A 12,599-nucleotide genomic window follows, 5' to 3' on the forward strand; every position below is an offset into this window, starting at 1 on the left:
GACCGCGAGCAGTCCGCACGTTTCCTGGAAGGCCTGGAACTGGTTGAACCCGGCATCGTGCAGATGCACAAGTGGAAGCCGGACAGCGACACCTACGAAGCGGTTCCGGACGCGGACATCGCGATGTACGGGGCGGTCGGGCGCAAGCCGTGACGCCGTCGTCCTCGCCGGAGCGATTCGGCCGATCGCGTACTTCGTCGCCTGCGCGTGCCCGATGCCATCCCGGCTGTCGAGCGGCTTTCAACGAGCCGTTCCGGCGCCGCCGTTGACGTTGATGACTCGGCCGGTGATGAAACGGGCAGAGGCGTTTCGCACGTAGGTGAGACCGGCCTACCCTGGACCGTCCACTTCGGACTTGTTCGCGCTCCCGGCGCCTCGTTCGGCTCGACCGGATCAGCGGCGGGCGAGCCCGCGCTGCGAATCCTCCTGGTCGTGCGGGCGGGCGGCTGCGTCGTCCGGGAATTCCGATGGGAGTCCGGGAGCCAGTACGAGCAGCGCGTCCAGTACGACGTCCTTGCCCTGTCGTTGGACGATGCGGTCGAAAGCGGCGATCGCGCTGTGCTCGTCCGTGCCGGACAGCGCGAGGAGCCGGCGCAGCTGATCGACCAGCTCCAGCGGCGCGGAGGACTCATGTCCGGATTGGCAAAGGCTCATGCCGGCACCCCACACCATGATCCCGAGACCGCCCAACACACGTGGAGCAGGACGGTCCGAGCGAGTGACCGATGGACAGGCCGGGTTCACCGTCTGCACTTAAAGGTCGGTGGCGCCCGACGGACGCTGAACCGTGCGGCCGTCAGCCGCGTTCCGGCCCGATATCCGAGTGCGCGCAGCGCGATTACGACCGGGACCGCGATGTGGTCGGCGGCGACGGACCGGCTAATCGAGCGGACGCGCTCCTCGCAGGAATTGGTCGATCGCGGTGTGGACGATCCCGTCGAGCAGTTCCGCTTCGACGAGGTTGCCGTTGATGATCGTCGTGATGCCCTGGACGGTCGCGTACAGCACCATGCCGAGCTGCTGGGGGGCGCCCGCCTCGATCGCGCCCTGCTCTTGGCCTTCCGCGATCAGGCCGATCATCAGGCCGAACGGCGCTTCGGCCGCCTCGAGGATCCGCGTCGCACCCGGCCGGTGCTTGCTGGTGTGCATCAGCTCGAGCAGTGCGGCGTTCTCGGTGGCGAAGCGGGTGTAGGCGACCATCGTGGCCCGCAGGCGCGCCGGGAAGTCGTCGTCGGCGGCCGTCAGCGCGGTGCGCAGCGCGGTGTCCAGCCGGGCGAAGCCGGTTTCGGCGAGCGCGTCGAGCAGCGCCTGACGATCCGGGAAATGCCGTCGCGGCGCGGCATGGCTCACGCCGATCTCCCTGGCCAGGTCGCGCAGCGACAGCTGGTCGGCGCCGTGCTCGCGCAGGCCCCGCTCTGCTGCGTCGAGCAGTGCGCGGCGGAGGTTCCCGTGGTGGTAGCGGCCGTCGTCGGTCATGGCTGGCACGGGCCGACGATAGCGCGCGGAGTTGTCGTTGACGACATTGTTGTCACTGGCTACTTTGTGGTCAATGGCCCGCTGCTTCCGACGTTCCCGTGCGTTCGCGGACAAGGGAGCACGCGTCGTGCCCGCCGCGCGCAACGTGGCCAACGGCCTCGAAGGCCATCGTGATCGGCGATCGCGTCGAGATCCGGCAGCAGGCGATGACTTCTGGCGGCAGGATCGCCACGAGGGCGAACCGGCAGCAGCACACCATCCACGCATCCAGAGGAGCTCGGTCCATGCGTCTAGGTATCCACTTCGCGAACTTCACCCTGCCCGGCGGCTCGGAAGCGATCGCCGGGACCCTGTCGGCCACCGCCGCCGCGGCCGAGGAGGTCGGCGTCAGCCGGTTCAGCCTGATGGACCACTGGTTCCAGATGGAGCAGCTCGCCACCGCGCAGGATCCGATGCTGGAGGGCTACACCTCGCTGGGCTACCTGGCGGGCAAGACGTCCACGATGGACCTGGGACTGCTGGCCACCGGGATCACCTACCGGCATCCGGGGCTGCTCGCCAAGATCGCGACCACGCTGGACGTGCTTTCCGGCGGCCGGGCGCTGTTCGCCGTCGGCGCCGCCTGGTACGAGCGCGAGCACAAGGCGCTGGGCGTGCCGTTCCCGCCGCTGAAGGAGCGCTTCGAGCGGCTCGAGGAAACCGTCCGGATCGCGCGCCAGATGTGGAGCGACGACGACGGGCCGTTCCACGGCGAGCACTACCAGCTGGCCGAGACGATCTGCCGGCCAGGGCCGATCCAGCAGCCCGGCCCGCCGGTGCTCATCGCGGGCAGCGGCGAGCGCAAGACGCTCAAGCTGGTCGCCCGCTACGGGGACGCCTGCAACCTGTTCGGCTTCGACCCGGACGACGTCGCGCGCAAGCTCGACGTGCTCAAGCGGCACTGCGACGACGAGGGCACGGACTACTCCCGGATCGAGAAGACCATCATCGTGCCCTCCTGGGAAGCCAACAACGACCCCGACGCGTTCCTGTCCGCGATGGAGCCGTACGCCAAGCTCGGCATCGAGCTGGCCGAGGTCGTGCCCGGCAGCGACGACCCGGCCCGGGAAGTCGCCTCGTTCGGCGGCCGCGTGGTGCCGCGCCTGGCCGAAATGGGCTGAGGCCATCGGGCGAACCCCGCCCGTGCTCGCAACGGGCGGGGATTTCCCGTTCCGGCGGGACATCCGGAATCGGCGCGGCCGGGGCGATGGCTTCCTGATCGCCGACCTGCGCGACCACGTGTTGCGCAGCAGCGCTCAGGAAGCCGCGCCTTCCGCCGAGCGGGACTCGCCGGTGCCGGGATCGCGCGCGAGCCAGGCGAGCGCGGCGGTGGTGAGGGCCCGGATGCCGGTGTCCAGGGTCGGCTGCGGCACGGGAGCGAAGTGCGGGCTGTGGTTGCTCGGGATGTCCTGCGCCGCGGTGCCCCGTTGCTGAGCCCGCGCGTACTCGGCGGGGTCCGTTCCGCCGATGCCCCAGTAGGTGTAGGGGATGCCGAACGCCTGCGGGATTTCGCTCATGTCCTCGCTGGCGGTTTGCAGGTCGATGGTGTGCGCGTCGTCGCCGAAGTGCGCGGCGAACGCGCGGGCGACGGTTTCGGTGGTGGCCGCGTCGTTGACGGTGGCGGGGAAGTCGGCGAGCCGCTCGAACTCCGGTTCCGCGGGTGCGCCGGAGGCTTCGGCTTCGGCCCGCACGATCCGCTCGATCGATGCCAGCACCTGCTCGCGCACCGCCGGGTCGTAGGTGCGCACGCTCAGCTGCATCGTGGCGCGGTCGGGGATGACGTTCGAGCTCTGCCCGGCTTGAATGCTGCCGACGGTGAGCACCGCCGGTGTCGTGGCCGCGACCTCCCGCGACACGACGGTTTGCAGCCGGACCGCGGTCATCGCCGCCATGATCACCGGGTCGATGCCGGACTGCGGCGCGGAGCCGTGCGCGCCGCGGCCGTGGAAGGTGACGCGCAGGCTGTCGGCGGCGGACAGGAAGGATCCGCTGCGGGTGCCCACGTAGCCGGCGGGGTAGGGCAGCACGTGCTGCGCGAGCGCCACATCCGGTTTCGGGATCTTGCCCGCCAGGTCGTCGGCGAGCATGGCGCGTGCGCCGCCGCCGGTCTCCTCGGACGGCTGGAACAGCGCGATCACGGTACCCGACCACGCGTCGGTGGCTCGTGCCATGAGCTGCGCGAACCCGAGCAGGCAGGCGACGTGCACGTCGTGTCCGCAGGCGTGCATGACCGGTTGTTCGGCGCCTTCGGCGTCGGTCGCGGTGACTTCGGAGCTGTAGGGCAGTCCGGTGTCCTCACGCAGCGGCAAGGCGTCCATGTCCGCGCGCAGCAGCACCGCCGGGCCCCGGCCGCGGGAGAGGACGCCGACGACTCCGGTGCCGCCGATGCCTTCGGTGACCTCGCAGCCGGCCCGGCGCAGCGCCTCGGCGACCTTCGCCGCGGTGCGGTGTTCTTGGAAGCCGAGTTCGGGGTTGGCGTGCAGGTCCCGGTAGAAGTCTTCGACGCCGCCGCGGATTCCGCCCAGTCCGGCGAGCACCGCCGTCCCGCTGTCGTCCACTGTGATCAGTCCTTTCCGTGCGGAGCACGCCACCAAGTTAGGCCAGCACGCCGCGCGCGGACAGCTCGCCGCGGAACGAGCCGTGCCGCCCGGAACCGGAGCGCGTTGCGCGGCGGCCCGGGCGGCACGGCTCGGTGGAACTCAGGTGAACAGCTTGGACGCCTTCACCACCAGCTCGTAGACGCCGATGGCGAACGGAATCCCCACCCACGCCCAGGAAAAGACCAGCAGGGCCCGGGTCTTGGCGTCCGGAGCCTGCTCGTCGTGCTGCTCGGTCATCTTCGCCCAGCTCCTCTTAGGTGGTCTGCTTGTCGGAGGCGTCGTCGTGCCCGGCGTCGCCGTTGCCGGTCGGGTCGGCGCCGGTGGCGCTGTCACCGGTGGTGCTGTTCTCGGAACCGCTTTCATCGGAACCGGTTTCCTCGGTCTCGGCGGCTGCGCCGCCATCCGCCGTAGCGCTGTGGGCGGTGCCGCTGTCCGCGCCCGCGTGCGCCGCTGCTCCCGCGGGCTCGTGGAACCGGCTGTGCACCGGCCGGATCAGCTCGTTGGCCACGAAACCGACGATCAGGAACCCGGTCATCAGGTAGAACGAGGTGGTGTAGAGCGCGGCACCGGACGCACCGGAGCTCTCGCCCGCGTCGGCCAGCGCGTCGACGATCAGCGGCCCGAGCACCCCGGCCACCGACCACGCGGTCAGCAGCCTGCCGTGGATCGCGCCGACCTCGAACGTTCCGAACAGGTCCTTGAGATAGGCCGGGATGGTGGAGAAACCCGCGCCGTAGAACGACATGAGCAGCATCGCGGCGACCACGAACAGCGCCACGCTGCTGTCCCCGGCGAAGAGCAGCACCAGGTAGGCCGCCGCACCGACACCGAGGTAGAGCCGGTAGATGTTCTTGCGCCCGGTGCGGTCGGACAGCGCCGACCACACGAACCGGCCGAGCATGTTCGCCAGCGACAGCAGCGAGACGAACCCGGTCGCCGCGGCGGCCACCACCGGGGTGCTGGTGCCGGAGAAGAAGTCCTGGATCATCGGCGAAGCCTTCTGCAGGATGCCGATGCCCGCGGTGACGTTCAGGCACAGCACGATCCACAGCAGCCAGAACTGCGGGGTGCGCAGCGCGTTGTTCGCCGACACGCGGATCGACCCGGTGCTCTCGGCGACCGCGGCCGGCGTCCAGCCCGCCGGTGCCCAGCCGGGCGGCGGAACCCGCACGAGCAGCACGCCCAGCGTCATGAACACCGCGTAGACGATGCCGTGCACCAGGAACGTCGTGGCGATGCCGTCGGTGCCCTTGCCGAACGCGGACAGCATCGCGCTCGACCACGGCGAGGCGATGATCGCACCGCCGCCGAATCCCATGATGGCGATGCCGGTCGCCAGGCCCGGCCGGTCCGGGAACCACTTCATCAGCGTCGAAACCGGCGCGATGTAGCCGATTCCGAGCCCGATGCCGCCGACCACGCCGTAACCGACGACCACCAGCCAGTACTGCCCGATCGCCATGCCCAGCGCGGAGATCAGGAATCCGGCCGCGAAGCTGACGGTGGACACCGCCATCGCCCAGCGCGGGCCGCGCGCCTCCACGAACTTGCCGCCGAACGCCGCGGACAACCCGAGGAAGAAGATCGCCACCTGGAACGGCAACGCGCTGCCGGTTCCGGAGATCTGCAGGCTCGACTCGAGCGGGCTTTTGAAAACGCTCCACGCGTACGCCTGGCCGATGGACAGGTGGATGGCCAGCGCGGCGGGTGGTACCAGCCAACGGTTCCAGGTCGGCGGCGCAACGACCGAGAATCCGTTACGCACGGTCACTAGTTACCTCCTCGTTCACGGCAGCCGAGACTGCCGCCAGAAATGAGTTCGCGCCTCGGCGCGCATGGATCTGGGATGCTACCGGCGGGGTCAATCCGGCATCGCGGTGCAACCTCCGGAATCTTGGTGCATCGATTCCGAGGGAATTCCCTGGAGTTCGGCCGAGATCGTACCGGGCGGGTTGCGCGGATCGTTCCGCGGACTCGCGCTGCGCTGCGACGACGCTGAGTTCGCCAGGCTAACCGACGGTTGATCAAGTTCTCCGGTGGCCGCGGTGAACCCTTTTCGTGATCGCGCCGATGCCGATTCTTTGCCGGTGTTTAGTGGATCGACCAGTGTGTTGAACAGCCGGGTTTTCCCTGCGCACCGAGTCCCTACACTCCTCAATCCGCAAGCCGGGCGATCCGCGAACCGGCGCAGCGAGAAGGGCGCGCAGCATGACTCGACCACCGGACCCGCGGGTCCGCCCGCACCCCGGCGCGGTAGAGCCGCAGTTCGGAAACATCGCCAAGCACAGCTGGCGGCCTCGCGGTCCCGTCGAAACCGACTACGAGCAGATCCGGCACAGCGCCGACTTCCGGTTGCTGCGCCGCCGGTTCCGCGGCTTCGTGTTCCCGATGACGCTGCTCGCGCTCGCTTGGTACTTCACCTACGCCGCCTTGGGCGCGTTCGCCGAGGAATTCATGAGCCGGCCGCTTTACGGCTCGATCAACGTGGGAATCCTGATGGGATTCCTGCAATTCGTCTCGACGGCCGTGCTGACCGTGTTGTACGGGCGATACGTGCGCAAGCGCATCGATCCGCTCGTGGACGACCTCCGCAACCAGGAAAGGGCTGCGCGCTGATGGACTCGACGTTGGCCGCGGGCAGCGGCCCGGTCGGCGAGCCGGTGATCACGATCAGCGTTTTCGCGCTGTTCGTGCTGCTGACGCTCTACATCGTTTACCGGGTTTCCACCCGGAACACCACCGCCGCCGACTACTACGTCGCGGGCGGCAACATCACCGGTGCGCAGAACGGCGTCGCGCTCGCGGGCGACTGGCTGTCGGCGGCCTCGTTCCTCGGGGTGGCCGGTGCGATCGCGGTGCACGGCTACGACGGATTCCTCTACTCGGTGGGATTCCTGGTGGCGTGGCTGCTCGAGCTGATGCTCATCGCCGAACTCGTGCGCAACACCGGGCGGTTCACGATGGGCGATGTGCTGGCCTACCGGATGCGCCCGCGCCCGGTCCGGGCCGCCGCGGCCAACAGCACGCTGGTCATCTCGTTCTTCTACATGGTCGCGCAGATGGCTGGCGCCGGTGGCCTGGTCGCGTTGCTGCTGGACGTGCAGAGCAAGTTCGGCCAAGCGCTGGTCATCGGGTTCGTCGGCATCGTGATGATCCTGTACGTGCTCATCGGCGGGATGAAGGGCACCACCTGGGTGCAGATCATCAAAGCGACGTTGCTGATGGTCTGCGTGTCGCTGATGGCCGTGTTCCTGATCGGAAGGTTCTCCTACGACCTGCCGCGGCTGCTGGACACGGCCAGCGCGAACAGCCCGCTGGGCGCGGGCCTGCTCGAACCGGGCGCGCAGTACGGGCACGACCTGCTCTCCCGGATCGATTTCCTCTCGCTGGCGATGGCGATCGTGTTCGGCATTTCCTGCCTGCCGCACATCATGATGCGCTTCTACACGGTGCCGAGTGCGCGGGAAGCGCGGCGATCGGTCGTCTGGATCACGTGGATGATGGTCGTGTTCTACCTGGCGACGATGGTGCTCGGGTTCGGTGCGACCGCGCTGGTCGGCTCGGACGCGATCATCGCAGCGCCGGGCAAGGAGAATTCCGCCGCGCTGCTGCTGGCGCACCGGGTCGGTGGTTCACCGCTGCTGGGCATCGTCGCGGCGATCGCGTTCGCCACCATCCTCGCGGTGGTCGCCGGTCTGACCCTGACGTCTTCGGCCGCGTTCGCGCACGACGTGTACGCGAACGTCATCAAGCGCGGCCGGGCGAAACCGGGAGCGGAGATCAAGGTCGCGCGCATCACCGCGTTGGTGATCGGAGTGCTTTCCACCGCGGGCGGTATCGCCGCGATCGGGCAGAACGCGGCGTTCATGGTTTCGCTGGCCTTGGCGTTGGCGGCCTCGGCGAACCTGCCGACGGTGCTGTACACGCTGTTCTGGCGGCGGTTCAACACGGCGGGGACGTTGTGGTCGATGTATTCCGGACTGGTCTCGTGCATCGTGCTGATCGCGTTCTCGCCCGCGGTCTCCGGCCGTCCCACGTCGATGTTCCCGCAGGTGGACTTCCACTTCTTCCCGCTGACGAACCCGGGCATCGTGTCGATCCCGCTGGCGTTCCTGGCGGGCATCTTCGGGACCTTCGTGGGCCGCGCGGACCAGGATCCGGCCAAGCAGGCGGAGATGGAGGTGCGCTCGCTGACCGGCATCGGCTCCGGGCTGGTGGAACCGCAGCGCAGTTGACGTCCTCCGGCGGAACATCGGTTCCGCGCCGGTCGGTGCGCCAGGGAGAGGTGACGCACCGACCGGCTGTGCGGTCCGGCGCCGGGACGGGGGAGGGAGCGCCGGACCGGGCTTTTCGAGTTCTCCAAGGGGCGCCGATCGTCCCTCTGGCGCACTACAGCTCCGCCGTATTTCTGCACGAGTCGGCCGACACTGCTGCTTATCGGTCGGCTACCGATGCCCTGCGCTCGCTGGCGATGACCCCGGGAGAGTCAGCAGGGCTCATCGCTCGTGCCGTCGAGGAGATGGAGAGCGAGGGATGATGGTGCAGCCGATCGGCTGGAGGAAATCCAGTTACACGCACCAGCAGACTGCGTGCGTCGAAGTCGGGCGTCTTGGCTCGGGTGCCGCGGTTCGCGACTCGAAGAATCGCCCCGCGGGCTATGTCGAAGTGCCCGCGCAGGCATGGCGCTCGTTCGTGACCGCGCTCAAGTCCGGCCGCTACGACCGCTGACCGGTCGCGCCCGGCCTGTTGGCCGGGCGGCCGGGCGCGGCACGCGCATCGTGACCGCCCGATGTGATCGTTGCTTGAGCACATTTCCGTCATGGCCGCCCGCCCGCCGCGTCTCGACCCGCGCATCCGCACCCGCGGAGCAAGACGGAAGTCGAGAGTGGAGGGCCGAAGCATCCGGCTCGGAAGTACGGCCGCAACGCGGCCCGGTGTACCGGATTGGTACGCGTCCGCCCTGTGCGCTCAGGCGGATCCGGAGGCGTTCTTCCCGGAGAAGGGCGAGTCCGCGAACATCGCGAAGCGCATCTGCGGTGGCTGCGAGGTGCGGGACGACTGCCTCGCGCACGCGCTCGGACACGGCGAGCACCATGGGATTTGGGGCGGGTTGAGCGAGACCGAGCGCCGCGAGCTGCGGTCGGCCGCGGCGCGGCGCGGTCCGTCCGATGCGGATTCGATCGAAGCGGTCTACCGGCGGTCCCGGGCGGGGTAGGGTCTGCGCGCCTGGCTCAGCCAGGGGGAGACCGTCGCAGTGGGGGAGAACGTGACCCAGCCCGGGCAGGACCGCGCCGCGCTCGAAGCGCGCAACGCCGCAATGCGCGAACAGGTGGACGGTCTGCTGGACAAGTTCCACCAGCAGACCGCGCAGCTGCAGCAGGCGCAGGCCGCCGCCGAGCAGGTGAGCGCCACGATCACTTCGGACGACGGTTTGGTGACCGCCACCGTCGAGTCCGCGGGTTCGCTGGTGAGCATGGCGTTCGCCGCGTCGTCCTTCCAGCGCAGCGACCCGAAGCGGCTCGCAAGCACCGCCACCGAGACGGTGCGCCGCGCCACCGCGGAGGTGCAGCGGCAGAAGACCGAGCTGATGGCCCCGATCACCGAGGGCCTGCCGGACCTGGCCGACATCGTCGAAGGCGCGCCCTCGCTGCAAGGACTCATGCCGAAGGTGCCGGGCGAGGAATCCGCGCAACAGCAGGCTCCCGCCCGGGAAGCCGGGCCGGACACGACCCGCCCGGAAACGGCACCGCCGAACCCGCGGCCGCGCGCCAGGCGCCGTCCGGACGACGACGATGACGACGGCATGCAGCAGAGCTGGCTGCTGCCGGGAGGCCGCTGATGAGCGGTCCCGGCGGCACGCACATCGACCCGGACCGGGTGCGCGCCGGCGCCACGAAGTTCGACGTGGCCGCCGACCGGCTCGAACAGGTCCACCAAGACCTTCAGCGGCAGTTGCAGGAGCAGGGGCCGTGCTGGGGTGCGGACGAGTCCGGTCAGGCGTTCGCGAAGGACTACGAGCCCGGTGCGGACGGGATGGAGCAGGCGCTGCAGTCGCTCACCGGTGCGCTGCGGTCGATGCGCGAGCAGGTGCAGGGCGTGGCCGACGACTCGCAGGCCACCGACCAGCGCAATGCCGAGGTTATCGGCGGGGCGGGGAACTGACGCATGGGCTTGGAGATTCCCGACGAGCTCAAGTGGCTGACTTGGCTGGTCGGGGAGAGCTGGCCGGAAGGCGACGAGGACAAGCTGCGCGCGCTGCGCGACGCCTGGACGCAGACCGGGCAGGCCATCCCCGACGTGGTCGACGCGGGCGACGCCGCCGCGCGCGAAGTGCTGGGCAGCTGGCAGGGGGAGTCCGCGGACGCCTTCGAGCGGCAGTGGAAGAACCTCACCGAAGGCGAGCAGGCGGCCTTTCAGCACATCCAGGAGATGTGCGAGCAGCTGGCGCAGTCCTGCGACCAGACCGCGCTGGACGTCGAATACACCAAATACATGATCATCGCGTCGCTGGTGCTGCTGGCGATCCAGATCGCCGCGATGATCGCCGCCGCGTTCGTCAGCGCCGGTGCTTCCACCGCCGCGATCGTGCCCGCGCAGCTCGCGACCCGGGCGGCCGTGCAGATGGCGTTCCGCCAGCTCGTGCAGAAGCTGATGCAGCAGGGCGTCAAGCAGGTCGCCAAGGAAGCCCTGGAGAAGGTTCTCCGAGAGGGGCTGGAGAAGCTCGGCAAGCAGGGGATGAAGAACCTCGCGGGCATGGCGGCGAAGAACGCCGGCGCGCAGGTGGCGCTGGACGCCGGGATCCAAGGTGCGCAGGTCGCCGCGGGGGATCGGAAGTCGTGGGACTGGGACAAGACCGGCGATGCCGCCGCCAGCGGGGCGGGCGAAGGACTCGCCGGGCACTTGGTCAACGGTCCCGGCGCCGGTGCGGGCAGCGTGCTCGGGCACGCGGCGAAAGGCGGGGCGGAAGGCGCGCTCGGCAGCGTCGCCGGGGCGGCGGCTACCGGTGATCTCGGCAGTCTTTCCGCCGGGGACGTGTTCTCGGGCGCGCTCGGTGGGTCGGTCGACGGCGGTGTCGGTGGGGCGAAGGACGGCTTCAGCGGGGCTGCGGATGCGGCGGCTGCGCGGCAGGCGGCGGATGCGGCCGATTCGGTGCGCGGGGCGGATTCGGGTGCGGACGTTGGTGGTTCGCACACCGGTGGTTCGGGGCCGGGTGATTCCGGTGGCGCCGATGGCTCTGGCGGCACCGATGGCTCTGGCGGAGCGGACGGCTCCGGCGGACCTGGTAGTTCGAGCGGAGCCAGTGGCTCAGGCGGCGCCGATGGCCCGAACAGTGCGGATGGTTCGGGCGGCGCGGTCGGCTCGGGCAGTGCCGCTGGCGCGGACGCCTCGTCGGGTTCGTCCGGTGGCTCGGGCGGTTCTGGAAATGGCGGTGTCGCGGCGAATTTCGGCGACTCGGCGGGTGCGGGTTCCGGCACCGCTGCCTCGGGTGGTTCCGGCGAAACGGGAAGTCCCGCGGATTCCGGGACGCAGTCCGGTTCGGGCGCGGGCGGCGGCGAGCCCGGCGGCCGGGGTCCGGTAGCGGGTTCCTCGGGTTCGGGCAACGGTGTTCCGGACGCACCGGCGGCAACCGCCGCGTCTTCGGCCGTTCCGCCGGAAGCTCCGGCAGGCGCCTATGGCAGCGGAGCCCCGGGTATGGGCGGGATGCCACCGGCGGCCGCGCACCATCCCGGCAACCAAGGTGGTGGGCCGGGCGGGCCACCCGGTCAGGGCGTTCCGGGTGCTCCTTCTGGCGGGATGCCGGGCGGGGCACCGGCAGGCGGTGGATTCGCTGCACCGGGCGGCCGCGGCGGGCACTACGCGCAGCAGCCGCCCGCGAACCCGCAACAGTCCACAATGGACCATTCGGGCCGGGGTGCTCCTTCGCAGCAAGGTGGTTTCCGCGGCACCACCGGCTTTCCGCAAGGGCAGCACCCGGCGCATCCCAACGCCAATCCCGCGCACCCGAATCCGGGTCAGTTCAACGGTCCTGCGAACCGCCCGGGCGCACCCGCAGGACCGGCGCAATCTCCCGGGGCGCCGCATCCTGGTGCGCCGCAAGGCCGTCCGGGGATGCCCGGAGGTCCGAACCCGGCGGGAGCTCCCGGCCACCCGAACTCCCCGACACCGCAGAGTTCTCCAGCACCGCAGAACTTCCCAGCACCGCAGAGTTTCCCAGCGCCGCAGAACTCGCCAGCGCCGCAGGGAGGCCCCAACCAGGGAATGCCGGGAGGTGGTCAGCACCCCGGCGCGCCGCAGGGCGGCCATCCCGGTCGCGGTATGCCGCAGGGTGGCCAGCCGGGTGCACCGCAGGGCGGTCAGCCGAATCCCGTTGGGCCGCACGCTCAACCCGATCGCGGTGCGCCGCAGGGCGGTCAGCCGGATCGCGGCGCGGCAAGCCCGAACCACGCCCAGCACGGCGGCCATCCCGCCCGGCCCCCGCTCGGC

The 12,599-nt window shown here is 70.0% G+C and carries 14 protein-coding genes and 1 pseudogene; 10 read left to right on the forward strand and 5 right to left on the reverse strand.

Annotated elements, in window-relative coordinates; translation table 11 throughout:
- The coding region (locus tag IJH84_RS23645; protein WP_295149199.1) for an SAM-dependent methyltransferase at positions 1 to 153 on the forward strand (153 nt) is incomplete at its 5' end.
- A gap of 240 nt (positions 154 to 393) precedes the next feature.
- Here the strand turns inward: IJH84_RS23645 and IJH84_RS23650 are convergent.
- Both IJH84_RS23650 and IJH84_RS23655 read right to left on the reverse strand, forming a co-directional pair.
- Positions 394 to 654, reverse strand: coding sequence for a hypothetical protein (locus IJH84_RS23650; protein WP_295149174.1), 261 nt, complete (start codon positions 652 to 654; stop codon positions 394 to 396).
- Positions 655 to 879: 225 nt separating this feature from the next.
- Positions 880 to 1,629: a TetR/AcrR family transcriptional regulator gene (locus IJH84_RS23655; protein WP_295149177.1), complete on the reverse strand. Its 750-nt coding sequence runs from the start codon at positions 1,627 to 1,629 to the stop codon at positions 880 to 882.
- A 131-nt stretch (positions 1,630 to 1,760) separates the two neighbouring features.
- On the opposite strand from IJH84_RS23655, the gene IJH84_RS23660 reads away from it, so the two are divergent.
- Positions 1,761 to 2,636: an LLM class F420-dependent oxidoreductase gene (locus tag IJH84_RS23660; protein ID WP_200071057.1), complete on the forward strand. Its 876-nt coding sequence runs from the start codon at positions 1,761 to 1,763 to the stop codon at positions 2,634 to 2,636.
- A 135-nt stretch (positions 2,637 to 2,771) separates the two neighbouring features.
- Here the strand turns inward: IJH84_RS23660 and IJH84_RS23665 are convergent, their stop codons facing one another.
- From IJH84_RS23665 to IJH84_RS23675, 3 genes are all read right to left on the reverse strand, one after another.
- On the reverse strand, positions 2,772 to 4,073 hold the full coding sequence (locus tag IJH84_RS23665) for an amidohydrolase (protein ID WP_295149182.1): 1,302 nt from the start codon (positions 4,071 to 4,073) through the stop codon (positions 2,772 to 2,774).
- A 141-nt stretch (positions 4,074 to 4,214) separates the two neighbouring features.
- On the reverse strand, positions 4,215 to 4,352 hold the full coding sequence (locus IJH84_RS23670; RefSeq protein ID WP_295149185.1) for a hypothetical protein: 138 nt from the start codon (positions 4,350 to 4,352) through the stop codon (positions 4,215 to 4,217).
- Positions 4,353 to 4,368: 16 nt separating this feature from the next.
- Positions 4,369 to 5,886: an OFA family MFS transporter gene (locus IJH84_RS23675; protein WP_200071060.1), complete on the reverse strand. Its 1,518-nt coding sequence runs from the start codon at positions 5,884 to 5,886 to the stop codon at positions 4,369 to 4,371.
- A gap of 437 nt (positions 5,887 to 6,323) precedes the next feature.
- On the opposite strand from IJH84_RS23675, the gene IJH84_RS23680 reads away from it, so the two are divergent.
- The 8 genes and pseudogenes from IJH84_RS23680 to IJH84_RS23710 form a co-directional block, all read left to right on the forward strand.
- Positions 6,324 to 6,731, forward strand: coding sequence for a DUF485 domain-containing protein (locus IJH84_RS23680; RefSeq protein WP_200071061.1), 408 nt, complete (start codon positions 6,324 to 6,326; stop codon positions 6,729 to 6,731).
- Complete coding sequence (locus tag IJH84_RS23685; protein WP_200071062.1) at positions 6,731 to 8,350, forward strand: cation acetate symporter; 1,620 nt, start codon at positions 6,731 to 6,733, stop codon at positions 8,348 to 8,350. Before IJH84_RS23680 ends, IJH84_RS23685 begins: the two co-directional genes overlap by 1 nt.
- A 68-nt stretch (positions 8,351 to 8,418) precedes the next feature.
- Complete coding sequence (locus IJH84_RS29370) at positions 8,419 to 8,652, forward strand: Scr1 family TA system antitoxin-like transcriptional regulator (protein WP_367269085.1); 234 nt, start codon at positions 8,419 to 8,421, stop codon at positions 8,650 to 8,652.
- Positions 8,649 to 8,843, forward strand: coding sequence for a DUF397 domain-containing protein (locus IJH84_RS23690; protein ID WP_295149192.1), 195 nt, complete (start codon positions 8,649 to 8,651; stop codon positions 8,841 to 8,843). Before IJH84_RS29370 ends, IJH84_RS23690 begins: the two co-directional genes overlap by 4 nt.
- Positions 8,844 to 9,015: 172 nt before the next feature.
- A complete protein-coding gene (locus tag IJH84_RS23695; RefSeq protein WP_295149201.1) occupies positions 9,016 to 9,330 on the forward strand; it encodes a WhiB family transcriptional regulator in 315 nt (104 codons plus the stop codon).
- Between the two features lie 39 nt (positions 9,331 to 9,369).
- Complete coding sequence (locus IJH84_RS23700) at positions 9,370 to 9,954, forward strand: YbaB/EbfC family nucleoid-associated protein (RefSeq protein ID WP_295149195.1); 585 nt, start codon at positions 9,370 to 9,372, stop codon at positions 9,952 to 9,954.
- The gene (locus tag IJH84_RS23705; RefSeq protein WP_295149197.1) at positions 9,954 to 10,277 is read left to right on the forward strand and encodes a WXG100 family type VII secretion target; all 324 of its coding nucleotides are present in this window, start codon (positions 9,954 to 9,956) and stop codon (positions 10,275 to 10,277) included. Before IJH84_RS23700 ends, IJH84_RS23705 begins: the two co-directional genes overlap by 1 nt.
- 3 nt (positions 10,278 to 10,280) lie before the next feature.
- Positions 10,281 to 12,599: pseudogene (locus IJH84_RS23710) on the forward strand (hypothetical protein); the annotation flags it as partial.

The sequence above is a fragment of the Saccharopolyspora sp. genome (assembly GCF_017434145.1).
GTDB classification, from domain to species: domain Bacteria; phylum Actinomycetota; class Actinomycetes; order Mycobacteriales; family Pseudonocardiaceae; genus Saccharopolyspora_C; species Saccharopolyspora_C galaxeae.

What these genes read in the sequence shown, in the direction of transcription:
- IJH84_RS23650 (WP_295149174.1), bottom strand. Translation starts at nt 654, where the DNA reads ATGAGCCTTTGCCAATCCGGACATGAGTCCTCCGCGCCGCTGGAGCTG.
- IJH84_RS23660 (WP_200071057.1), top strand. Translation starts at nt 1,761, where the DNA reads ATGCGTCTAGGTATCCACTTCGCGAACTTCACCCTGCCCGGCGGCTCG.
- IJH84_RS23670 (WP_295149185.1), bottom strand. Translation starts at nt 4,352, where the DNA reads ATGACCGAGCAGCACGACGAGCAGGCTCCGGACGCCAAGACCCGGGCC.
- IJH84_RS23680 (WP_200071061.1), top strand. Translation starts at nt 6,324, where the DNA reads ATGACTCGACCACCGGACCCGCGGGTCCGCCCGCACCCCGGCGCGGTA.
- IJH84_RS23685 (WP_200071062.1), top strand. Translation starts at nt 6,731, where the DNA reads ATGGACTCGACGTTGGCCGCGGGCAGCGGCCCGGTCGGCGAGCCGGTG.
- IJH84_RS23690 (WP_295149192.1), top strand. Translation starts at nt 8,649, where the DNA reads ATGATGGTGCAGCCGATCGGCTGGAGGAAATCCAGTTACACGCACCAG.
- IJH84_RS23705 (WP_295149197.1), top strand. Translation starts at nt 9,954, where the DNA reads ATGAGCGGTCCCGGCGGCACGCACATCGACCCGGACCGGGTGCGCGCC.